This window comes from Haloarcula nitratireducens (assembly GCF_019599505.1).
Window position 1 is genome coordinate 15,234 of record NZ_RKLT01000011.1, and the last position, 22,484, is coordinate 37,717.

22 protein-coding genes and 1 pseudogene are annotated in these 22,484 nt (G+C 56.9%); 12 read left to right on the plus strand and 11 right to left on the minus strand.

Going from position 1 to position 22,484, the window contains the following annotated elements; translation table 11 throughout:
- Positions 1-1,392 precede the first annotated feature (1,392 nt).
- Positions 1,393-2,439, plus strand: coding sequence for a single stranded DNA-binding domain-containing protein (locus tag EGH23_RS18315; RefSeq protein WP_220581430.1), 1,047 nt, complete (start codon positions 1,393-1,395; stop codon positions 2,437-2,439).
- A gap of 697 nt (positions 2,440-3,136) precedes the next feature.
- Here the strand turns inward: EGH23_RS18315 and EGH23_RS18320 are convergent.
- Positions 3,137-3,598, minus strand: coding sequence for a pyridoxamine 5'-phosphate oxidase family protein (locus EGH23_RS18320; RefSeq protein WP_220581431.1), 462 nt, complete (start codon positions 3,596-3,598; stop codon positions 3,137-3,139).
- A 142-nt stretch (positions 3,599-3,740) separates the two neighbouring features.
- Here EGH23_RS18320 and EGH23_RS18325 point away from each other — a divergent pair, with 142 nt between their 5' ends.
- The 4 genes from EGH23_RS18325 to EGH23_RS18340 all read left to right on the plus strand — a co-directional run bounded on the left by EGH23_RS18325 (position 3,741) and on the right by EGH23_RS18340 (position 7,812).
- Positions 3,741-4,331 (plus strand): helix-turn-helix domain-containing protein, encoded by a 591-nt coding sequence (locus tag EGH23_RS18325; protein WP_220581432.1) that lies wholly within the window; start codon positions 3,741-3,743, stop codon positions 4,329-4,331.
- Complete coding sequence (locus EGH23_RS18330) at positions 4,328-4,783, plus strand: PIN domain-containing protein (RefSeq protein WP_220581501.1); 456 nt, start codon at positions 4,328-4,330, stop codon at positions 4,781-4,783. The genes EGH23_RS18325 and EGH23_RS18330 overlap by 4 nt, the downstream gene beginning before the upstream one ends.
- 216 nt (positions 4,784-4,999) lie before the next feature.
- Positions 5,000-5,962: a homing endonuclease associated repeat-containing protein gene (locus EGH23_RS18335; protein ID WP_220581433.1), complete on the plus strand. Its 963-nt coding sequence runs from the start codon at positions 5,000-5,002 to the stop codon at positions 5,960-5,962.
- A gap of 242 nt (positions 5,963-6,204) precedes the next feature.
- Complete coding sequence (locus EGH23_RS18340; RefSeq protein WP_220581434.1) at positions 6,205-7,812, plus strand: LA2681 family HEPN domain-containing protein; 1,608 nt, start codon at positions 6,205-6,207, stop codon at positions 7,810-7,812.
- Positions 7,813-7,872: 60 nt separating this feature from the next.
- On the opposite strand, the gene EGH23_RS18345 is transcribed toward EGH23_RS18340, so the two are convergent.
- Positions 7,873-8,715 carry a hypothetical protein gene (locus EGH23_RS18345; RefSeq protein ID WP_220581435.1) on the minus strand — a complete coding sequence of 281 codons (843 nt, stop codon included), beginning with the start codon at positions 8,713-8,715 and terminating at the stop codon, positions 7,873-7,875.
- A gap of 120 nt (positions 8,716-8,835) precedes the next feature.
- Between EGH23_RS18345 and EGH23_RS18350 the strand changes: the two genes are divergently transcribed.
- Positions 8,836-9,480, plus strand: a complete 645-nt coding sequence (locus EGH23_RS18350; RefSeq protein WP_220581436.1) for a transcription initiation factor IIB — start codon at positions 8,836-8,838, stop codon at positions 9,478-9,480.
- Here EGH23_RS18350 and EGH23_RS18355 read toward each other — a convergent pair.
- Complete coding sequence (locus EGH23_RS18355) at positions 9,477-9,965, minus strand: hypothetical protein (protein WP_220581437.1); 489 nt, start codon at positions 9,963-9,965, stop codon at positions 9,477-9,479. The two genes, EGH23_RS18350 and EGH23_RS18355, sit on opposite strands and share 4 nt — an antisense overlap.
- Before the next feature lie 17 nt (positions 9,966-9,982).
- Positions 9,983-10,534 (minus strand): DUF7342 family protein, encoded by a 552-nt coding sequence (locus EGH23_RS18360; protein WP_220581438.1) that lies wholly within the window; start codon positions 10,532-10,534, stop codon positions 9,983-9,985.
- A gap of 461 nt (positions 10,535-10,995) precedes the next feature.
- Here EGH23_RS18360 and EGH23_RS18370 point away from each other — a divergent pair, with 461 nt between their 5' ends.
- A complete protein-coding gene (locus tag EGH23_RS18370) occupies positions 10,996-11,826 on the plus strand; it encodes a DUF6735 family protein (protein ID WP_328766428.1) in 831 nt (276 codons plus the stop codon).
- Positions 11,827-11,900: 74 nt separating this feature from the next.
- On the plus strand, positions 11,901-12,320 hold the full coding sequence (locus tag EGH23_RS18375) for a DUF8025 family protein (protein WP_220581439.1): 420 nt from the start codon (positions 11,901-11,903) through the stop codon (positions 12,318-12,320).
- On the opposite strand, the gene EGH23_RS18380 is transcribed toward EGH23_RS18375, so the two are convergent.
- From EGH23_RS18380 to EGH23_RS18395, 4 genes are read right to left on the minus strand one after another with little or no spacing between them, the layout of a single operon-like run.
- Positions 12,317-14,386 (minus strand): SMC family protein, encoded by a 2,070-nt coding sequence (locus EGH23_RS18380; protein ID WP_220581440.1) that lies wholly within the window; start codon positions 14,384-14,386, stop codon positions 12,317-12,319. The two genes, EGH23_RS18375 and EGH23_RS18380, sit on opposite strands and share 4 nt — an antisense overlap.
- The gene (locus EGH23_RS18385; RefSeq protein ID WP_220581441.1) at positions 14,379-15,287 is read right to left on the minus strand and encodes a hypothetical protein; all 909 of its coding nucleotides are present in this window, start codon (positions 15,285-15,287) and stop codon (positions 14,379-14,381) included. The genes EGH23_RS18380 and EGH23_RS18385 overlap by 8 nt, the downstream gene beginning before the upstream one ends.
- A 6-nt stretch (positions 15,288-15,293) precedes the next feature.
- On the minus strand, positions 15,294-15,848 hold the full coding sequence (locus EGH23_RS18390; RefSeq protein ID WP_220581442.1) for a hypothetical protein: 555 nt from the start codon (positions 15,846-15,848) through the stop codon (positions 15,294-15,296).
- A gap of 12 nt (positions 15,849-15,860) precedes the next feature.
- Positions 15,861-16,706 carry a hypothetical protein gene (locus tag EGH23_RS18395; protein WP_220581443.1) on the minus strand — a complete coding sequence of 282 codons (846 nt, stop codon included), beginning with the start codon at positions 16,704-16,706 and terminating at the stop codon, positions 15,861-15,863.
- 214 nt (positions 16,707-16,920) lie between these two features.
- Between EGH23_RS18395 and EGH23_RS18400 the strand changes: the two genes are divergently transcribed.
- The 4 genes and pseudogenes from EGH23_RS18400 to EGH23_RS18410 all read left to right on the plus strand — a co-directional run bounded on the left by EGH23_RS18400 (position 16,921) and on the right by EGH23_RS18410 (position 18,270).
- Entirely contained in the window at positions 16,921-17,412 is a 492-nt protein-coding gene (locus EGH23_RS18400) for a DUF7995 family protein (protein ID WP_220581499.1), read from the plus strand.
- A 3-nt stretch (positions 17,413-17,415) separates the two neighbouring features.
- Entirely contained in the window at positions 17,416-17,784 is a 369-nt protein-coding gene (locus EGH23_RS18405) for a DUF7568 family protein (RefSeq protein WP_220581444.1), read from the plus strand.
- 69 nt (positions 17,785-17,853) lie between these two features.
- Positions 17,854-17,904, plus strand: a pseudogene (locus tag EGH23_RS27250) (DUF7567 family protein); the annotation flags it as partial.
- A 72-nt stretch (positions 17,905-17,976) separates the two neighbouring features.
- Positions 17,977-18,270 (plus strand): PadR family transcriptional regulator, encoded by a 294-nt coding sequence (locus tag EGH23_RS18410; protein ID WP_220581500.1) that lies wholly within the window; start codon positions 17,977-17,979, stop codon positions 18,268-18,270.
- Between the two features lie 101 nt (positions 18,271-18,371).
- Here the strand turns inward: EGH23_RS18410 and EGH23_RS27505 are convergent, their stop codons facing one another.
- The 3 genes from EGH23_RS27505 to EGH23_RS18420 form a co-directional block, all read right to left on the minus strand.
- Complete coding sequence (locus EGH23_RS27505; protein ID WP_483867121.1) at positions 18,372-18,524, minus strand: DUF7837 family putative zinc-binding protein; 153 nt, start codon at positions 18,522-18,524, stop codon at positions 18,372-18,374.
- 114 nt (positions 18,525-18,638) lie between these two features.
- Positions 18,639-18,896, minus strand: a complete 258-nt coding sequence (locus tag EGH23_RS18415; protein ID WP_220581445.1) for a hypothetical protein — start codon at positions 18,894-18,896, stop codon at positions 18,639-18,641.
- Between the two features lie 1,138 nt (positions 18,897-20,034).
- Positions 20,035-22,332, minus strand: coding sequence for a type IV secretion system DNA-binding domain-containing protein (locus EGH23_RS18420; protein WP_328766434.1), 2,298 nt, complete (start codon positions 22,330-22,332; stop codon positions 20,035-20,037).
- Between the last annotated feature and the right edge of the window lie 152 nt (positions 22,333-22,484).

The following is a 22,484-nucleotide window of genomic DNA, read 5'->3' on the forward strand; positions in this document are numbered from 1 at the left end:
GTCCTACGTAGGCAGGGCAAGTTAGAATTCTCGACGATAGAATCACGATTGCAGCAGATGCATTCAGACCATCTCACCGGGATCCTACTGAGCGGTGCAGACGTCCGCCAGTTCTATGTATCTCAGCGGTTTAGTTGAGCATGTAGTATGCTACCATATACCTCAAAAACCGATCGGTCGGCCTTCGAGCGTGTCCGTGATGCGATACTCAACCGCAAAGATCCGGAATCCGAGGATAATCCAACTGACCCGGGAGCACCGACACCTGGCTGACTAGTAGAAGCCTCAGCTAACATTCTTCGGATTTCGTTGGCGCGCTTCCACTGTCTGCTGATCAGAGCCCAGAGCGACTCAAGGCGTAGGGCAGACAAGAAGGCGGGAGACACCGGGTTTCCGGTGAACGACACCGAAGGGCTGGCGGCCAGGCGCAAACGTCGAGAAATTGGTGTGTGAGCGGCGTGGGACTGACAGACTGGCTTGATTTGTGTAGTTTCCTCGTGTTATCGTATGCAACGGCAGCAGCCGCTGCTGGGCGGCTATGAGAGTTGGAGAGATGCCGGGAACAGTAGTCCCGAATGGTGCACCGATTGAGATGCGGATACGAGAAAATTTCTATGAGCGTGTACCTCATTTCCAGACGAGAAGAGCGACGAGACTCTGACTAGATTCTGCTGTAGAGAGTCAAGTTCCTACAGATTAACAGAGATTGTTCGGAGAAAGGCGAGCAACGCTATTTCGGTGATAATTGACAGCACTAACACGCGTACCGCTGAAATTTTCTAGAGATAGCGAATCGGAATAACTAGATTCGGATTGACGATAACGGTGAGGCATGACCAGCACACCTTGAAAGCCCCACGCCGCTGGCGGTCGCTCAGCGACATCTCCTCACTGCGCTCGGAGAGGGGTCGCTGACCCGACCACGCAGCGCGCCAGCGCCGTGCCCCTTTCAGTCCCACCCGACCACACCAGCAGAACCCTTGGGGCCGCCCTCCCTCGCCGGAACGAGGACGTTCGCTTCGCTCACTGTGTTCCGGGCGCGGCGAAGCCGTGCCGGGCTTTCACCCATCCGGCACTCGGGCGGCCCCGCGGGATGCTCACGGAACCGCAACCGCTCAAGATGTCCCCCGCCGTCGAGGGTATCCCACCCACCTGCATTTATATACTAACTCCGTCTAAACTCGGAGTCGTAAAACTCCCTTTGAGCAACTCTATACCTATCTTATTCCACTTGAAGCAACCCCACCTAGTCGTTGGTTTTAAGTACCATGCACCCGTGTCCTTATATACGGAAAGACACGACACGCGGCGCTCACGAAGGCAGTTTCACGCCGCAGGAAATCGGGTGTTGTAGCACCCGACAAGTGTCTTTCTGTAGGACTGCGAAAGACAATGTACGCTAACGACTCCGGCAGTAAGAAAGCATCGTCCGATATTGATCAGCAGTTGCAACTCGGCGCGCACGTCGACGGCGGTCCCGAGCAGCTCCTAGAGGAAGTCGCCGAGACCGCAAACGGCGACGAACTCGATTACCGCCCCAACCGCGGCAGTGACTCCCGCGGGAACTACTACGCTCGACAGAACGACTACGACTGGACCCGCTCAACGGATGTCGCCCCGGATCGCCGCCACGGCGAAACGCTGGCCGCTCAAGAACAACGCCACGGCGAAAACGCCGAACAAGCCCGCCACTCCAAGCAGGCCCGCGATGCCCACGGCGAAATCGACCGCGAAGCCTCGGCCCGCCAGCTCACCACCAGCGAACAAGAGCGACCGGAGACCTTTGAGGCAAAATCGGATCCACGCGCGGAGATGGACGCCGACGCGCTGGCCGACGTGAATCAAGACGCCACTACGGTCAGTGACGAGACAGGCATCAGTCACGCCGCCGCCAGCCGTCTCGTCGCCGGTCACACGACCGAGAGTGACTCACGCTTCGACGGCGTCTTCGGTGCACTCACGGCCGCTCGCGCTGCGATGAACGCGCCGGTGCCCGTCGCAGACATGAATCCCCACGGTTACGAGGCAACCATCGAGGGAACGGTCACGCATCTGATCGACGACCCCGCCGCGCCGAACCAGTATCAGGTCGCCTACGTCGAGGATGCCGACGGCGATACGGCGAAGGTGACGGTCTGGGTGAAATCGGTCCACGGTGGTGCGATGGTGCGCACGCTCCACGAAGGCGACCGCGTGCGTATCTGCGCTGGGAAGCCCGGCGAGTACAACGGGCTGAAGACGCTCGCCGTGACGAGCAAGACGGCCATGTGCATCCTCGAACGCGGCGACGGTCCCGCCCCGACCGGCGACTGTCGCGCTTCGTTTGGGTGTTCTGGTGAGAGTCCCCGACTCGCTCCGTGGGACGTAGAGTCAGACGCTCACGCGTGGGTCAACCAGATGGACATGGCGAAGGCTGTCGAGGTGACGCTGGCCGACTAACCCCGACCTCGGTCGGCGGTTTCGCCGTCGAGACGGGCCGTCCGGTCGGCGCGGAGCTACCTCGCGCACGCGGCCTCGTCGCCGCCCACCGGCACAGCGGGGCGGCGACGAGCCAACCACGCGCACGGACTGGGGCTGTGGCCGCAAACGGCGCTATCGTGGGTCAGTCAGGCCGGGTATCCAGCGTGATCGGCTCTCTGGTGGGACGTTCGCGTAGGCCAGCCAGTGGGGCGATGGGACATCTCGGGCTAGTGTTTTCGACGGCGCGCGGCGCCACCGGAAGACTCACCCTGTTCGTCTTCCGAGCCCTCGTTCGCTGGCGCTCACGAGGACGACGGAGCGCTGCGCTCGGCGCAACGCGCGCCTCACGGCGGTCCACCGTGCTCACGCCGTTGCGCGCGGTCCCAACTTGCCGCATACGGCAAGACAGAGCTGACAAGTAGAATAATCGCTACCGAAGGAACATATCCCTGCTTAGCGCTTTGATTCGGTATTCATTGCCTGATACCGCGACAGCGTCGTCTCTCGCGTTTTGGCCAACTCCCGTTCGATGTCTGTTCGGTCCCATCCGAATGGTGAGAGGATTCTCGACAGCTCGGACTAATTGCTGTACAGAGTACGATGCGTCGTAGCACTCGGTCTCTTCGTGCACAAGTGCGACGGCTCTGTATACAGAGATACTGCGCTGGATACAGTATCATGGACTTGAGTTCTCTTTGGCCGCCATCCGGTTGGTGTAATCCCAACTGTACATTTCGTTCGGTTGGATTCGGATTCGTATCTCGTCGCGTGTGTCACTCAGTAGCCACTCGGCCAGGGCAGATTCAGTGTCTTCGAGGTAGCGCTCAATGAGTGCCTTGAGGGTCGTCTTTGTTTTGTCAGACGACATCGTGGCGGTTCCATTGCCTCTGACCCCGCGATACGGTGGCTGGTTCGTCGAGACGTCAAATGCAACTTCGGGATCGCTCTCGAGAAACCGGACGATATGAGCGTTCGACCACGTGGCACACTCGAATGAATCGTTCCGATATTGATACCACAATGCGACCATCCACAAGGTGCCGTCTCCCCGTTGTGTAGCGATGCGAATCGGGATCCGTGATTCCTCGAGAAAGTCTTCGAGTTCTGTCTCGGACCACACGCCAGTGATAGTAGTCATTTGAGATGCTACGGAGCCAACCGGGAAAAGTAGCTCTTCGACGACTATTTGCCATGAAACGTGCGTGCGGCCTTGAGGAGCATCTCATCGTGACCCAAACACTCTTTACTGTTTCGCTGTAAACTGTAATCAAGACCGACCCGTGTCACGTACCTCAAATCACGCCGACGGCGACATCGTCCGGGATTTCCTCTCGGTCGCAGACTTGCTGGAGGAGCCACAGCTGGCCCAGTTGTACGCGTATCTCGCTCGGGAGGGGGAAGCGACTGTCCAGAACGTGATGGACGATCTCGAGCTCGCCCAGGGGACCGCCTACAACTACGTGAACCGGCTCGTCGACGCCGGCGTCGTCGAAGTTGCACAGGACGAGCAGCCCCGGCGGTACGCCGCCCGCGAGATCGACCTGACTGTGACGACGGCCGCTGGCGACCGCGAGTACACGATCACGCCGGCACTGATCGACGCGGTTGGTCGTCGGGAGACGAACGCCGATATTGACACCTACATAGACCGCCACGGCGTCGCCGGCCTCGCGACCGCGCTCACATACGCCGTCGCTCGCGAACGCGGTGAGGTGACCCACCGACTGATGGCGGATGACCTCGATATCTCCCCGCTTGCTTCGGAGATGATCCTCCAGGCGCTCCGGCCCGTCGTCCACGAGCACTACGACATCGAGGAAGCGGATGCGTCGGTCGAGGGGCTGGATATAGACGACGGCGACGACGCGTGAGTCGGCTCCACATCGCTGATACTGGGCTGTTCGTCGCGATGGGGCAGCCCTCGAACAGCCGGTACCAGGCAGTGCGACGATTCGCCCGCCAGAACGACGTCACGAAGGCGGTGCTGGAGACCCTCGAGGAGTTGAAGGCGGCGCCGGGGGCGATCGTGCCCATCGCGGACGTGCCGGACGTCCCGGTCGGTGAGGTGACGGTCGAAGGAACCATCGAGACCCTCTGGGAGCCTTCCTCCTCAAGCATCCAGCAAGTCGGGTTGATAGCAGATGATAGCGGGAAAATCAAGTTCACCTGCTGGGAGAAATCCGTGCAGACGGTGGTGCGTGAAGGTCAGACAGTGCGGTTCCGGGCAGCAGCCAAGAACTGGTACGAAGGTCGGTGCTCAATCGCGCTGACCGGGTGGTCGCGGATCGAGTTCCCAGAGCGCGGTCGGTGGTGGGAAGAGTAGCCAGCTGACGCAGCCTTCTTTTTTGCTGTGTGCCGGACCGACCCAGATCCCACCGCCCCACCCACCGCTCCGTGCTCGCTTCGCTGCGCGCGCAGCCACGACCTCGCTCACCAGTCCAACATTTATCCGGCAAACCGGGGGAAGGAGTGTGCGACTCGGGCGAGTTAATCTGGCCCCCAGAAGGGTGCGGGCGTACGAGCGCTCCGGGTAGGACAGATGACGGGTGAACGTGACCTAACCTGCGATGTCTGTGGAAAGTCCTTCGACACCAAGGACGCGCTGGGCAGCCACAACAGTAGCCACAGCCGCCGTATCTCAGACACCCAGTTACTGACCGAGATAGACCGGCTCGTCGACGACCTGGGTCGTTCTCCAACAACTATAGAGATGAATGAGCTGGGAGCATATTCAGCTGGAACATACAAAAACCGATTTGGCAGCTGGGCAGAGGCACTCCAGGAAGCGGGATACGAACCGGTGAAGCAACACCGGGTATCCAAAGACGCACTCATCGACGAAATCAGGCGGCTCGCAACGGAGGACGGGACGCCGCCAACGGCGGCCGACATGCGCTCGGAGGGCGAGTTCACGGTCACAATCGCGCAGAATCGCTTCGGGAGCTGGAACGAAGCGCTGGAGGCAGCTGGGTACGACCCCAACCCTCGGCATCGGATTTCGGATGCAGAATTACTCGAAGAGATCCATCGACTGGCCGACGAACTAGGGAAGATCCCCACAGCGCAGGAGATGAAAGACCACGGAGAGTTCTCGCATCGACCCTACTTTACTCGCTGGGAGGGCTGGCAAGCTGCGATCCGAGCAGCTGGCTACGAACCGGTCGGCCGTCCAGACGGCCCAAACCATCACAACTGGAAAGAACAGCCAGTCCACAAGTGGCGCGAGTACGGGGACAACTGGGATGAACAACGTCAGAAAGCGCTTGAACGCGACGACTATACCTGTCAAACGCCGGGCTGTGAGTGGACGCAGGAGGCGCATCTCGAGACATTCACGAGAGGACTCCACGTGCATCATATCCGACCGCTAAGCGCCTTCGGCGATGACGAGAGTGAGGTGGATTTCGAGCAGGCCAACCGGCTGGATAACCTCGTTACCGTATGCGCCGAGCACCATCATCTCTGGGAGCAGGCATCACCGCTCCGACTCGATACGCGATGAGTCTCGCAAACGCCGGCCATTCGAACGGGGAGCTGACTGAATACCGTTAGGACAGACGGTGACTGGTTGATCGTTTATTGCCAGACCAGCCCAAGCCCCTCCGCCCCACCCACCGCTCCCGGCCTCCCGCTAGTCGGCCCGCGGCCACGACCGGTTACCATTTCTAGGCGGTATCGCATTGAGTGTGGATTTCTTACTCCACCCCGAAACGCTCAGAAGTCAGCGGTACGACTCCACTCAATATGACACTAGACGGAATCGAATCACTCTATGAATTTCACGAACTTCTACGGCGGGATCCAGAATCAAATAAAACTGAGAGGCTAGAATTTCTCCGCGATTCTGAAGAATGGGACCGAATTCATAGGAGAGTCTACCTAAACCTGACTGGCCACTACATTGACACAGCGTGGGATCTTGGCTATCAGGATGCAGTTGTCGAGGGTGTTGACTTAGTCCAAAAGTTCCTCAATCGCGACCTCAGCCCTCGAAATCGGACACGCGCACATTATCAGTTAGCGAATGGCGAGCAGTATCAGAACATCCTAGACCCGGAAACTCAGAATGAGCCAGCGTTCACCGATAACGAGTATATCCGGGAACAAATTGTCGCTCTGAGAAAATCCTTAGAAGAAAATGGAATACAAGCCACTCCTGATGCAGAGGTCCGTAAGCGATTCGTGAATCTAGGAAACGCGCTTGACTCTACAGGGCGAGCAGTAGAAGCCCTCGATAAATATGAATCTGCTCTCTCACTGAACCCAAATCACCCGCAAGCTTTGGGAAACCGAGGAATGACCAAAGTGTGGTACGGCTCTGCTCTGTATAACGAAGGAGAGACAGCATTATTTTTACACTCCGCAAATCAGGATTTGGCTGCCGCACTCTCATCTGATAGGCTACATCCCGAAGCGATTCATCGGTTCCGCGAAACCAAACAGAGTGTCAAGGAATTCGATGTTGAATGGCTTGGCTTCGACAGAATCGAAGAGGAATCACTCGGAGACAAAGACGAAGAAAGAAGATATCGAGAGTGGGTACTTTCGAACCGCCTCTTCTTGAATCCGCTCAACGACATCTCTACACATACGTCCGTTGCAGAAGATACGTTCCATCTCCCATCGATCATCACCGAAATCGACGAGCAGCTTCCTTATCCTGGGCTCTATAACCAGATGAAACAGGAGTACGTCTCGGCTAGGTACATGTTCTATGAAGGTCTCCAAGCCAGTGAAGACCATTTCTCTGACCATGAAGTTACGTTGGCGAACACGTTGGACTATCCGGCCTATGGATATGGCACCGAGCAAATGAAGGCCGGTCTCCGACTTGCGTATTCAATCTTCGATAAAATCGCGTTCTTCCTAAATGATTACCTTGATCTCGGACACCACGAAGAAGCAGTCTCATTCGGAAATCTCTGGTACGAGAACACATCCTGGAGTGATGGCCTCCACGAGCGGTTCGAAGGCTCCGAAAACTGGTTGTTGAACGGACTTTACTGGTTGAAGAAGGACTTCTATGGAGGCCCATTCGAGGTCGAGGAATCGCTTGACATAGCTCCGAGCACTATTGAACGCATACGAAACGGTCTCGAACACCGATACCTGAAAGTACATCGACAGCCAGTCACAGGGTCGGAAACACGAGGAATTGAAGATTCGCTAAAAGAATCCATAACCGACGATGAGCTAATGGAGTCTGGGATAGAGATGCTCAAGATCGCCCGGGCCGGTTTAATTTACCTCTCGCTGGCTGTCCATTTCGAAGAGAGAATGAAGGAAGCCGAACTTGAGGATCCGGTTATGCCTCTGCCAACCGACTGGTTCAGGGACGAATGGAAGCGATAGAATCTACTGCACATTCGAGAGAATTGACGGGGAAGGGGTAGGAGGACTGGAGTAATCTATTCACTCTAGACTCCCCATTACTGTGTGCATTCGTCCGTAGAGTGTCTCATCGAGGTTCAGGTGCACTTGCTCATCAAGTGCCTCCGTTAACGCCTCCTCGATATGCGGGTTGTCGAGACCACAGTAGTCCCCCGTTGCGTTAGGATGAATCCCCCCAACGGCGAAGATGTGCTGTTTGTGACTCCACCCAGCCAGCCATCCAAAGAATTCGAGATCTACCGTATGAATATCAACCGTGGTGCTCGTGTTCGAACTCCTATCATTCAGTTCATAGTCAAGGTTGAATTGATGTATCTGGACAGATCCCACACTTTCTGTAGTAAGCGTTCCACTCGGTAGGCATTCCTGCATTACACTACTGGAAGGAACCCCGAATAACGGAGCGAGGCTCCAGTCGATATCCCCGACAGTAGTAAACCCAGTTTTAGAGAATTCGTGGAGATAGTTTTTGAAATGGTTCTTGATGGGATCGTCTAATTCTCTTTTAGCCAACCATGGGAGGTTGAATGTATTGTCGCTATCAAAGACCGACGAGGTATCTCCTATTCGGTATGCAACGAGCCCACCCGGAGGAATATCAATCTGACCGCCAGTTGCCTCACGGACTTTCTCTCGTAGGCTATCCCACTGGTAGATGCTGGTACTCCACTTCGCATCTTCCCGTTTGAACCGATTTCTCGGCTTTTCGTCCCGCAAACTCCACCCTTGTTCCTTGAGAACGCTCGTTGGAATCGATGGGTGTGGAGGATACTCCGAAGGGTCGGTTTCGAACCAATCTTCATGGAAACTGAATGCAACAGCTCCACTGCCGGATTGCTGGAGAAATTCCCTTCGAGAGATCATCTAATGTTCAGCAGAGCACCCAGCATATTAATCCAAACGTCGAATTCGAGTAGTTTCTTTTGACCCCTCAGTGGGTGAGGGGCGCGCCGAACTGGCGGGTTCCTGAACACGGTGAGAACGATGGCAACCAGAGAAATCTACGAGAGCGGATTCGACGAAGACGTCCGAACGGAATCGAGTGCGAACCAATGCCCCGAGTGCGACGGCCGAGTCACCACGAACGCGGTCGAAACGGTCTGCGAGGACTGTGGCCTGGTCATCGACGAACAGCGCATCGATCACGGGCCGGAGTGGCGGGCGTACGACGACGAGAAGCGGGAACGAACGGGCGCCCCACTCACTGCGGCTCGCCACGATCGCGGCCTGTCGACAGAGATCGGTCGCGGCACCGACGCGAAGGGGGACGAACTCTCCGGGCAGAAGCGGCGGCGACTCGCGCGGATGCGCCGTGAGCAGACCCGTGGTCGTTGGCGGTCGAAAGCGGAACGGAATCTCGCGCACGGACTGGGCGAAGTGCGTCGGTTGGCGAGTGCCCTCGAACTCTCCGATTCGGTCCGCGACCAGGCGTGTCAGCTCTTCCGGAGCACCCAGAACGAGGATTTGCTTCGTGGCAGATCCATCGAGGCCATCGCCGCGGCCTGCCTCTACAAAGCGGGGCAGGAACAGGGGAAGTGGATGACGCAAAGCGACGTCGCGGAGACAGGGAACGTCACGCCAACGACCATCCGGACGCATCACAAAACGCTCGATGAACTCACAGTCTAGACGGGCCAGGTAGGGAGCGAAGGCGCCCCATTCTCCCAGCGAATCGCCTCTACCGCCGCCGTGAACTGCTGAAGTCGGTCATCGAGGACAGCGAGGGGGTGCGCATCGAGAAACGTCGCGCTATGCCGAGCGACGGGCGTGTCTTCGTGGTTGAGTTGGATGTGACAGGGCCCAAGGTCCGGATGATCGGCGTCCTGGTGGAAACCGAGCATCAGGTTCCGGTCCGGTTCGACCCAGTTGATGCGGTAGTATTCGTGGTCGACACCAGCGGGGTACCAGAAGCGAATCTCGAGTCGTGCGGTCGACGCATCGTAGGAGTCACTCAGGAACGTCGTCGGACCGACATCCGCGATGACGTACCGGGGTCGTCGTCGAGACGGGCGGTAGCGTACGTCCTCACAGCCAGCCTGTCTCGTCAATCGGTCGTGAACGTCGCGGAGGAGAGTCCGCTGTGTATAGCGGTCGCGACCGGCGAGAAAGATCATTCTGTGAGAGAGGAGGATTAGCTCGTGGCGTGGTTGGCTACGTCGGTCATCTGTTCGCGGGCGGCTTCGACATCAGAGTAGAGTTCCAGTGCGTGCTTGATGAGGCGGCGATCCTCCTCGTTCTCACGCCAGAACGCGATGACGTCGCGGCGCTCGCGGAGCTCGGCACTTGCGAGGTCACCGTCGGCGAGCGACTGTTCGAGCTCTTCCCATGTCTCGACGTCGTAGGTCGCCTGCCACTCCTCGATCTCTTCGGTGATCGCAGCCAGTTCGTTGCGTAGCTCCTCGCGAGTGTTTTCCTCGATGAGCGTGCGAATCTCTTCGAAGAGCAGTCGCGTGTAGTCCGGCAGATATCGCGTCGTCTCTCCAGACTCGACGCGACGCAGCTGGCCCTGGTCGACGAGATCCTGGAGTTCCTCGTTGGTCGTGCTCCAAGCGGCGTCAGCCTGCTCGCTGATCCAGTTGACCGACCGCGGTTCGCGAAGCGTCTCGGCGACCGCTCGAATACGGTCGCGGGCGCTCATCGACTCAGTCCACGACTGGACCCCATCTTGCGAAGATTCGGACATGTGTGGCACCTCTTACGATAGTGTTGGCGCTGAACTCTCATATATATTTGTACTCTCTTGTATAATCGAGAGTACGTTGCGAGTAAGGGCGCCGGACGTTGAAATGCGATACCGACAGAAGCGATGAACCAGCCGATTCACAACCGATATTCTGGCTTTGCAGAACTGCGGCCGACCGGCGAGACGTCCCACATTCCGGACACGAGGCTGGACGACGGGTGTGAAGGTGACCCCCAGCGGCAACGCGTTGCGACGAGCTCTGGTGGCTACCCCAATTCACCGACGGCCACCGACGGCGAGTGCCGGTGCTGTGGGGCCTCAGTCCCGGACGGCCAGACGAAATGCCGGTTCTGTCTCACCAACCATCTCGGGGGTGACGCGACTAGCACGGACGATTCAGCGGCGACGACGGTCCTCGGCATCGCCACCTGGTTGTCGAGTCGACCACGTTCTACGGCGCCGTGGCGAAGGGCGGTGCTGCGGCGAACCTCCTCTCTGCCAACGAGGCGGAGCCGGCCGTCGACGACTACACGCTCATCTACGATCTCGACGAGGCGCCGGCGCGCCAGCTGGCCGAGCAATGGCCCTCACTCCCCGACGCGGTACAGGTGGCGTCAGAGGAGGGAGAGCGGCTTCTCAGTGCCACCCGTGACCGGACTGGGTGGCACGGGCAGGAAGCCTCGGAGGGTCAGGAGCAGGCCCCGACGCGGCTCTACGACCAGCGTGGGGACGGCATCCGCGACGCGTCGCGCCTCGACGACACCGACTCCAAGTGGGCGAAACAGCTGCTGGCTGAACTGGCCGATGGCCTCGAAGCAGATGCGGTCGACGGCTACCTCACCGGCGAGGATCGGCCGTCGACGGTCGTCGAGCCGAAGCCCCGCGCCACCGGGCTCACCCTCGACGAGATCGTCGCTGACCATCTCGACTACCTCCACCACGAGGCGTTCTTCGTGGTGTCGACGACGTTCGAGGTGACCGCCTACCGGACTCTGTGGTTCAGGCTACAGTACGACTCGGAGACAGTCGAACAGGGAGAGACGGTCGGGAACGACGCGCTCGCGACGGTGCGCTGGTACGACGGCGAGCCGGTGGGCGACGGCCACCTGCAGGGACAGTTCGCGGCCCTCAAAGACGTCGTCGGCGACATGATCGACAAGGGCGTCTTCACGCCGTCGACGGCGAGGCAGTACCTGAAACGGAAGCTGGCCGAGCGGGTCGGAGACCGACAGGAACTGCTTATTCCGACCGGAGAGTCACCCTTCGAGAAGGCGAGCCTGAACCACTCCTAGGTCGATCTGCTTCGTGGCAGGTCCTGTTTTTCAGGGGTCGGAGTGGGTGAGCCCCGCCGTAGGCTCGTGATTCGATGACCTCAGAGGACGACCCGTTTCACGACTGCGAGTTGGATCCCGAGGCGATCCTCGGGACACACACCTTCGAAAATGTCCTGTTCACCGACGAGACAGAAACCCCGGTGAACGTGCTGACCGGCGAGACATCGGCACATTCGCAAGCAACCGTCGAGGAAGCGAAGGAGTTCGCTGCGAGTATAGACACGGAGACGCCCCAGATCGCGCTCCCCGCATCCGTCGAGTCGCAGGTCGAAACACGGAGCAAGCCCTTCACAGCGGCCGCGTTCTTCCACTTCAAGGCGACTGGCTCGATCGAACGTCACCGCGCCTACCACGCTGCCTACGAGTCAAACACGTTCACCGTCGACTTCAAGGCCGACTACGCGTCGGGCGATCTAACTATCACCGTTAAAGAAGCCGATAAAGCAAATTAGTCGAATCGCTCAAACCGGTAATTCTCCTCGAAAGGACTCGTGTCAATACCGATCTCCGCCATCGAAATGATGACCTGGTAATCCGACAAGATATTCGAAAGCTCGCTTAGGAAGTTCGCTATCGCCCTCGTATTGTACTTGTCCTGCTCCTTCCCGAAGGCAGAGTCAATAACGAACAGCCGAAGAGGCAGATTCCGATCTGACTGGCTCAGCTCTTTCAAAATTGCTGTGTGGAACAGGAGAGCGTGAAGCACAACCTCCGACGTACTTCCCTGAGGATCAGTTGAATCAAGAACAGTGCCGTCCTCCAGGTGGACCTCGTAAGTGTACTTCCCCTTGTCCTGGAACACAACGTCGTCGACATCACTGAACGTTCCATCAGTGAAGTAGTCTGTCAATTCAAGCATTACATCGGACAACTTGTTCTTCAGCCTCCGCCGCTCTTGGTCCCGTTTTCTCTGAACGATCGTATTGAAGCTGGAAAGCATCTGCCGCTTCCGATTATTCTGCTCGTACTCCTCGTACAGCATTTCCAGCTCCTCGACCTCTTCCTCCAACTCCTCTATCCGATCTTCCTTCGTATCGATCTCGGCCTGGATCGTCGTCAGCTTCTCCTTCCGTTCTCTGACCTCTCGGTCAAGCTCCTCACGCTCATCGATAAGATCAGCAACCTCACCCTCCTCAAGCGTCTCCTCCAACTGTTCAATTTGCTCGTTCGTGGCCTCAATCCGTTCTTCCAGTGACTGGATCTCGAACTGGATATCCTCTTTTTGACCTTCCAGATCCTCTAATCGCTCCTGCTGCTTCTCCTGGATCGCCGTAATAGATTCTTCAGCTTGGTGCTCCTTCTCCACCCGCAGCCGCTTATCGGGCACTTCCTTGCGACACAGAGGACAGTGATGGTCTTCCAGAAGACGGGCACGGTCCTCGCTCTCTACCTTGTTAGTACAGATAGGGCACTTCTCAGGGACGCTCATCAGATTCCGAACCTCGTCCCCGACAACATCCATATCCTCCTTCAGATCTGTATCTTCGTACCGGTTGATGAGGCGGCGAACTTTCGCTAACTCATTGACCTTGTCCGTGAGCTGCCGTTGGAGATTAGCCTCTTTAGACTCCAAGGAACTCTTCTGGGATTGAAGCTCGTCGGTGTCAACACCTTCCTCAGTCTCCTCCCGGAGAGTATGGCGAACCGACTCTAATTGATCCTGCTTATCGGTGAGAGTCGCACTGATCCGATCCCGTTCATTCTCCAGATCATCGAGTTCTCTCCTTTCCTGCTTGAGTTCTTTCCTACGGTCCTCAACGTACATCGAGGCCTGCCTGGCTTCCTCGGAGACACTGTACTGTTCCTCCATCCGGTTCTCGCTGGCGTTGATGACGTTCGTAAGATTCACCCGGAAGAGGATGTCCAGCATGTCGGAGGCCTTGTTCCAGTCCATGAACAGCCGCCAGTCCTTGGAGGTGATGAAGAAGAGTCCCATGATACGATAGAGATCCCATCTGCGTTCACTGAGACGCTCTTCTAACGGCAGAATCCCGAGAATATCGGAAACCTTGGCCTGACTATCTCGCCGGTCTTCCTCCTCACCGCCCTCTTCAGGAGACTTCGTAACACGAGGGTAGCCGGTAAGCGAATTGCCCTCCCACTTCAGTGTGCGGTAGATCTTGTACTTGTCTCCGTTGACGTTCCAGTACGTGTTGGTGTGAGCGGTGGACTTTCCGTTGCTGATCAAGTTCGTTAGCTCGAACTCTGAACTCTTCGGATCGCTATCAGGGAGCCCGATCAGATTGTATTCTAAGGCCTCTATGAAACTGGTTTTCCCCGTCAGATTCTCCCCATACAACACCGTTCCCTGCTCCCCGAATGGGATCTCCTTGTTCTCTACTGCCTCGAAATCCTGTACCGATGCCTTATCAAGATGGAGCAGTTCCTCGTCGAGAGAAACGTCCTTGTAGTGGTTTTCAAGGAGCTGGCGGCATTCTTTTTTGTCCTCTTCGGTAAACTTGGGCTTGTTCTCTACCTCGTTCAAGATGTCCTTGATGATCTGGTCTTCACTAGACATTCAGCATCAACTCCTGAATCGGATCCACGGGCTCATCGAAGTCCCGTTGACGTGCCTTCAACAATTCCTCGTTCTTTGGGGTGGCCTGGAACTGGGGCATGGACCTGACCAGTTCCTTCAGCTCCTCCATCGATTTCGTACCGTGCTCCCTGATCACGTCTCTCTGCTGGAGATCCCATTCTTTCAGTAAGACACTGTCAAGGTTATCCAGCTTCTTTCCGTACTTGGCTATCAACCGTTCACCGTTCTCTCCTAACGAGATCTCATAGGGTTCATCACCCTCCGAAATCGGCTCCTCCATCACCTCTTCATGAAGCAGAGATTGGGCGAAAAGCCGGTTCTTGTCCTGGTACAGTTTCTGGGAATACGGGCCGCTTCCCTTCGAAAAGTTGTATCGGTAGCCGGTGTGCTCCAGGTTTCCGAGAGCCGTCCGATTCGACCTGTTTGGAAGAGTATCCTCCTGTGACAGATCGAGGTTCACCAGGTACAGCAGATACTGAAGCCGGTTCCGAGGTGCAACACTGTCCTCTCCGGTCAGCTTCATATAATCCCGGACGAACTTCAGCATCATCACGAAGTCCGCAACCTGATCCAGGCCGTAGTCAAGTTTGTACTGTTCCGAGTACAACTCCAGAATCGGCACTTGGCCGTCCCGGAATCTCTGCAGTTTCTCTTCGGAAAGACCTGCTAGCTCAAGCTCGTCGATAACACGCTCGTCAGGTAGAACCTGTTCGTTCAGGAAATCGAAATACTGCTCTCCAGAAAGCCGCTCCGAACCTTCCTGTTCGTCTAGTTTCTCGCTTTGCACATCCGCAGCGATATCCAAGTAGAGATGGAACTCTTCGCCGGACAAGTCCGCCCATTCTCCGATCCGTTTCAGGGCGAGTGTTTCGTTCACCATCCGGGGTCAGCTCCTTGCATCGATTAGGTCACAGACGTTGTTGTTCCATTCAATGACCTCTTCTTTTCCTCTCTTCGGATTCGCGTTCATATCGAGGTACTGCCTGATACTGTTCCTGAGGACAGGCTTCGATTTGACCGTGAAGACATTCTGACTGTCCGTCACCTCATCAAGGTCTTCCTCGATCTCTTCATGCTCTGATTCCGGGGCATCGATCAGGATGCAGACATGGGTTCGAGGAGGTGTGGCGTTTATCGCACGTCTGAAGTCGTCCTTGAGACCGTCTTCTATGATGCATTCGTGGTGGACAAGCCAGAGACTGCTCTTGAGGATCGTTGTTTCTGCCTCTACAGGGTCGTCCCGCATCAAGTCAAGGCCTTCTCCGTGAGGATCTGCGACGATAGTCTCCTCGTAGCCTGATATCTTGGGAGTGATCTCGTTTAGGATAGATTCTAGATCGTCTCCGTAGCAGCTTTTGGAGTCGCTGAATAGGCAGATTCCCTCGTTGTGAGGTTTCTTATCCGGAGGCCCAAATTCCCGGTCTTCAGCGTACTTTTCCATGTTATGCTACGATTATTTACCCCTGACAGATAATACTACCCTACGTGAAGCCGAGTTATCCATTTCCCTAAGCTCTTTTTCAAGGTCTTGGAAAGCATTGTACCGGTCCTCCCATACGGAGAACTGGGCATCGCTGTTGGGGAGGTCGCCTACCATCTTTTTCTGCCCCTGCAGTTCCCGTTGCTTGAACGTCTCCAGCCAGTCCTGTAGGTCTGAAGCGAGGTCTCCGGTTCCTTCCAGGTTAGATGTCTGGAGGCCTGTAAGAAGTGAGTCACCTGCCTGGCTCAGCTGGCCGGGTTCGTCGACGATCTCTGGCTCCGGTTTTTCTTTGAGGTCTTCTGCTGCTGTGAGGAACTGGTCGATGTCTTCCGGTTTCGTGTTGGTGTTGTCGGAGAAATAGTCCTCGCCGTAGATGATCCCGGCTATCGAGATGGCGTAACCGGTTGAGAATACGGCTCCGATACCGATGTCGATTGGCTGGGGGACGATGCTTCCTGTGTACGGGTAGACGAGGAGCAGGTAACCGATGTAGATGACCACGGTTGAGAGAGCGAGGTGTGCTGCCCAGCATTTGAGGATGTGGTCGGGACTGTGGAACTTGGCTGAGTAGGTCTGGTATCCGAGGCCTGAAAGCAGGACGTAGAGTGCAACGGCGAGGACAACGGTGAGAAGCCCTGTTATAAGGAGTGCTGCACTGTCACTGAAGGGGATCGGTAGGAACGGAGGCGTGGCGACGAAGAAGGTGGCCCCGAGGAAGACTGTCTCGCAAGCTACGATAGCAAAAATCTTAGTCTCGGATCGACCAAAGATGAGGAATTCAGAAAATGGAATAGACCGAATAGAGGAGAAAGTACCCATAGTGAGTTGTTTATGACGTAGATGTTGGTGGACAAGTAATAGTTCCTGCTATAACTTGGGCCCACTGAGTTGCCCATCCTCCTATCTGGTACTAGAACGATAGCCAGTGAGCACCTCTTTTGGAGATGTTTTTCGAGCGCCGGCGATGGGTGCCGGCGCAGTCGGGGAGAGCGAGCAACGAGCTCCGGAGCGTCGGCGTTCCGAGGTGTTCGAGATGCACATGGTGATTTACGCACTGGTAGAGGCATCGACGCACGACGACGCCCTGGCCACCGGAAAGTCGGTGTTCGACCGCCTGGTCGGCGCGGACCCACACGCCGGCGTCGTCTTCGATTACTACGTGACCTTCGACGAGGGGGACACGTCCGCTGCGGGGAAGGCGCGATGGGGAGAGTTGCCGACTGCAGCCCCCGTCGACTCCGATGACGGCCAAGACTTGGTCGAGCGTGGCTGGGAGGCGACGAAGGAAGAGTTCGAGCGCAATCTCGACCGGGTGAAAGAGGCCATCGACGAACTCTCCGACGAGGAGATAATGCGCGACGAGGACCTCGCCCGGCACGCCTTCCACCAAGTGGGCGCCTATGATGGCCCGACGATCTTCCTGTACACCGAACACGGAACCGGCATTCGCCACCGTGGACAGCTGGATCGACTCCTCGAAGAGAGTGAAGAGCTCTGGATCGTACCCGCTGACGTCCACTACTGAATAATGCCTCGCATCACCAACTGGCGACGAGAGAGCCGCTCGCCGACACTCGCGTATCGGAACACCGAGACCGGTGCGCGAGCTGTCCTGCACCGAGCGCCGGATTCCTACCGGTACAAATGGCGTGGGGCAATCCTCGTCGACGGCTATCCGGTGTGGTCACGGGGGTACGAGACGAAGGACGCGAAATCATTCCGTGACGAGCTCCGGAAGCGGCAGGCTCCGGACCTCAACTGCCCGGAGTGTCCGAACGACGACGTCCTCATCGGCGAGAAGGCGGCAGACGGGGCGAAAGTCCAGCGGTGGTACGACTGCCCCGACTGTGAGTACGAAGCTCCCTCACGCATCGTCTACGGCGCTGAGCGGGAGTGAGTGAGCGCTGGACGCTGTTTTTCGGCCGGGCACGAGGTAGTGGCCCGGGACGGCTGGGTTAGTCAACCTATGACCCTCGAAGTACTTGACCGACACAGTGAGGCACTGTTCGAGTTCCTCTGGTGCCCCGTCTGCGGGCAGGAGGTGGCAACAGACATATGCGAGAGCGCTATGTGCCAGTTAGATACAGATATGTACGACTTGACTGGCTTTCAACGAGACCTCCTCTACGTAATCGCCGGTGGCGATGAGCCCCACGGGCTTGCTCTCAAAGAAGAACTCGAAGAGTACTACGAGAGCGAGGTCAACCACGGCCGACTGTATCCAAATCTCGATACGCTCGTTGAGAAAGGACTCATCGAGAAAAGTGCGCAAGATCGGCGAACAAACATCTACACGCTTACTCGCCGCGGCCGCCGTGAACTCGAGGACCGCCAAGAGTGGGAGCAGAAGTACCTCGAGTCTGCAGAGACCTCGTCTGCATAGCGACTCTCAAGTACGAAGTCCGACCCCTGAACAGCCGTTCCCGATTCGTACAAAGGTGATGCCGTTTAGCGCTTCTCGGCAAGCTACTCGGAGACTGGCCGCTATTCGGGTTTCACGACGTCTTCACAGGCTGGACACTCGGCCCAGATGCCTGTCGTCCCATCGTCTTGCTCGTACTCGACTAAGAGCCACGCTGGAGTAATATCCGCATCACAATTCGGGCATCGGCCAAGTATCGACGTATCACGAGTCATGCACAGGGAAGTCCCTTAGAGATCGGTCGTTGCGCTATCTCGTGTTGTGGTGGCTGCCATAGTAAATGTTGGGTGGCCAATAATTCAAGCCGTGAGAACTGAGTCCCAGCTAGATTAGAGATCGTCTGGGTCAAGTTCTTCCAATCGGTCCCGGCGCGTGTGGGTGCTTTCACCTTCTGGGACGCCGCCCGTAGCAGCGGTGCCCGCACAGAGCGAACAGTCGGGCCAGTGGTCGGGGAGTTTCTCTCGCGTTGTTTCCCGAATTTCTGTGGCCTGCTGCAGCGGCTGGCAGTCTGGGTCCGTGTGAATATGGATAGTTGTCCCGACGCCGACTGGTCCACGTTTCTTGATCCAGACTGTCTCACTCGACATTAATTCAGTGCTATGGCCGCCTAGTATATGAATTGGCTTACGTATTTTGGCCAGCAGCAGCTCCGGGTATCTGAATGAATTGTTGCTGGAGTGCGTGCATCGATAGCGACGGACTCCTTTTCGCTGGGAGAGGGGCTCATCGCTAACCAACAAATTCATCTTTTGCTGGCTAGTGTTGGTTAGCGCTAGACTCGTATCACTGGTCAGTTGATGTGGTCTACATCTAGTAGAGGGAAGATGGAGCCTCCTCATAGGCCGGTGCTTCACATCGTGGCGAAGTGCGCAGCCGAACGAGAAGTCTCTGAATCTCACGACTGCGAGAACTCTCCAGTCGGTCCGAAATAAAGTATTGGTATTCAGATAGTTCGACGCCGAGAAGGTCGGCGAGATAGGGATGAGAATTCTCTACGAGCGTGCTGACAACAGCTCCAAGATTAAGGGTGTGAGACTGATTTTCGCTGCACGATGTATCTCGGTTTCACGGTGATGGGCGGCATCGTTCTAGGACCAAGCGAAGCGCGACACCCGTGGGTCTGCCAGCCAGCCGAGGCAGGGGGTGGTCCACAGTACCGGCGCTAGCGGGAGTGGTTAATCTGTCGAGGTGCTTCCCGGTTAGGCGCATCGGTGTGCGGTGGCTTCATCTCTGATCTGTGAGAGGTTCAGTAGTCACCGGAATACAAATCGATGACGGGGGGAGATCTGTGTGACGACCGCCCTCAACAAAACACTCCTAATCTCGATATGTTTGTTCGAATACTATCGCGACTATCCGCCGAATTCGTGGGGCAAGATAAACGGTCATGCTACTTGTGACTTATCCGGCCGCCGTCGGGCGATTAGGGCAAGTCACAGGCAACATTTTCTTGTATAGATGTAACTACCAGCGGCGTCGTCTTGCGATTTCAATCAAATAACCATCCGAAGAAACGATTTTACTGAGAATGTTACCAATTGAGAGCCAACTGCCTCAGTGTGAGGAACGGACACTGGTCACTGGAGACCGAGGCCATTACTGATACACACAGAATAGTAAGCTAGCTAGAATGGTAGAACCACAAATTACGAACCGGACAGCGAGACAAAGCTGGCTACAAAATTGGAGTGCAACAAAACGCAACCGACCAAAGAACGGTGGGCGCTACATGAAGTCAGCCGCGTCGAAATCGTCGTCCGAAGCCTCGGACTCAGAGCTAGATTCAGCCGCAGATGAAGTCCCTGAATCAGGCTCTGCGGACTGGTTGTCACCATCACTCTTCGAGTCTATTTCCTCGGTCTCACCGCCGGCTACAGACGGGGTCGCTGCACCAGTTGCTGATGTATCCGCAGACTGATGTTTTTCGCTCCCATCGCTTTCAGCTGGCGAGGGAGTCTCATCTGTCTCAGCCGGTCGTGGCGACTCCGGGTGTGCTTCGAAGCGAGTCTCGGAGTCATCCGTTTCGCCACCCGCCGGCGTGCTAGCAGCCGAGTCACTTTCCACCGCAGCAGATCGATAGGTCTCGCGGAACGAGTTGCTCAGTTGGAGCACCATCGTTCGTTGCTCGACTGCGTCAAGCGTCTCGGTTGGTGTCAGCCCAGTTTCCGCATAAAGTTCGACGAGCATTTCGCGAATCTCAAGAGTTGTCCCTTCTCCTTCGGGCAAGTCGAGCACACGCCGGTCCAGCATCTCACAGAGGTCTGAGAGCGCGTCGATGTTCTGTCCTCGCGTAACTGGGGCACTCTCAACATCCAGACGAGAGAGGGCGTCTTGCCAGCGGCGGTCGCTATACGTAATCGATGGTGTCTCCTCAACGTTGGCAGCCCAGACATCTGGATCAGCGTCAGTTGCGGCCGGTTGAGTATCCACACTTTCCGTGGAACCCCCCGTGTGCTCGATGAACTGTCTGAGCATGGTCAGCCAGCTATCCGTCTCGATGACATCTCCGTCGGGGTCTTCTTGCCGTGGCGTCTCGGGAGATTCAGCACCTCGTTCGGGTAGGCCAGAGCGAACCTCGTGCAGTTCGTGTGTCTGTCCGTACCACCAGTTTGTTCGCGTGACGGTCACACATTCACCAGGTTCGAAGTCACGTAACTGTCCCGGCGTGATGGGCGCTTTCTCAGTCTCTCGAAAGCTCTCACGGGATTGCGAACGCTGCGTTTTCGACCCGGTACTTCGAGACATCGAGTGGGTTTCTGTCCGATCCAGCACTCGCCGCTCGCCAATCTCGTTGCGAATGAACTCCGTTGACTGTGTATCACCCGGACCGAAATACAGGCCCTGCGGACAGTTGCCTAAGATTCCGGAGATGTCGCTGTAGGTGTCCGAGAGTTGGCCGATGGTCTGGACACCGACCAGCGCCCGTGCTTTCTCTTTCCGGCCCCGCGCCGTGAGATTCGTGATCTGGTTGAGCGGCGGAAGTTGGTCGATTTCGTCGAGAACATGGACCGTCGGATTCGGTGATTCCATCGCGAAGCGAATCGACCAGTCCAACAGCAACTGGAACATTGGGCCGAGGGTCGCCATCCGAGACGGCATCGAATCAACAATCAATACCCGACCGTCCGGGTTCCGGATATACTCTCGCAGCGAGAACGAGCCATGCTCAGCGAAGTCCTCGACGAAAACCGGGCGTGTGTACTCGATGAGCGTCTGGTAGACGTTCTGTGCGGCTTTTCCCTGGTCGGTATCTATGTGCCCGGCTTCGAGTTGGTCATAGCTGTCGAGTGCTTCGTAGATTCCAACCCGCCCCTCTTCGAGCAACGAGACGATGTCCAGATGCGAGAGATTCTCCCGACGATTGTTGCGCTGGGCTTCCAGATGCAGGTAGCGCAGCATATCCTCGAACACCTGCTTGGCTGGCGTGTGGAACGGATTGTGTCCCGATGGATTGCCGAAAATCGCTGCCGCAATTTCCCGAAAATCCTGTGTCGAGTCGGCGTCTTGGAAGAGGTTCCAGGTGACATCACCATCCAACCCCACGCGCTTGACGTCGAAGCCAAGATCCGCGTAGAACTGCTGGAACTCTTCGCCAGCGTCGTGAGCGATGATCGCTGTGTCCCGATTGTAGGGAAGCTGGTAAGCCAGCAGTTGCATCGCTGAGGATTTTCCACTCCCTGTCTCACCGAGGACGGCAGTCGAAACGTCCTGTTTGAGCGTCGGCGATGAAGATGCATCGTCGTGTTTGGACTCGACACTCTCGTACGGGACAGCCAATTCGTCATCATCACAATCCCACGGGTTCCGCGTCAGCAACCGAGGCGAGGTACGGCGGCCGACATCGATGACGCCAATCAACACCACCGAGATGGCATAGATTCCGATGCCCACCTCGTAGGAAACGACGAGCGGGGCAACACCCGGAATCTGCACGCCGGCGAACAATCCGATGACCGAAGCCGCTGCAACGATGTGGGCGAAGGGGAATATCAGAGCCACCAGCCAGCTGCCGCTGAGCAGCACCTCAGCGAAGAGCAGCCCCGTTACGATGGCGAACCCACAGTAGATGTATCGCCACGCCCAGAAGCGTCTGTGGAGCGCTTTGTCGCTATCTACCCACATCGGCGGGACCAACAGCATGAACACACTCCAGAGAATCATCGCCGGTTCGTCGT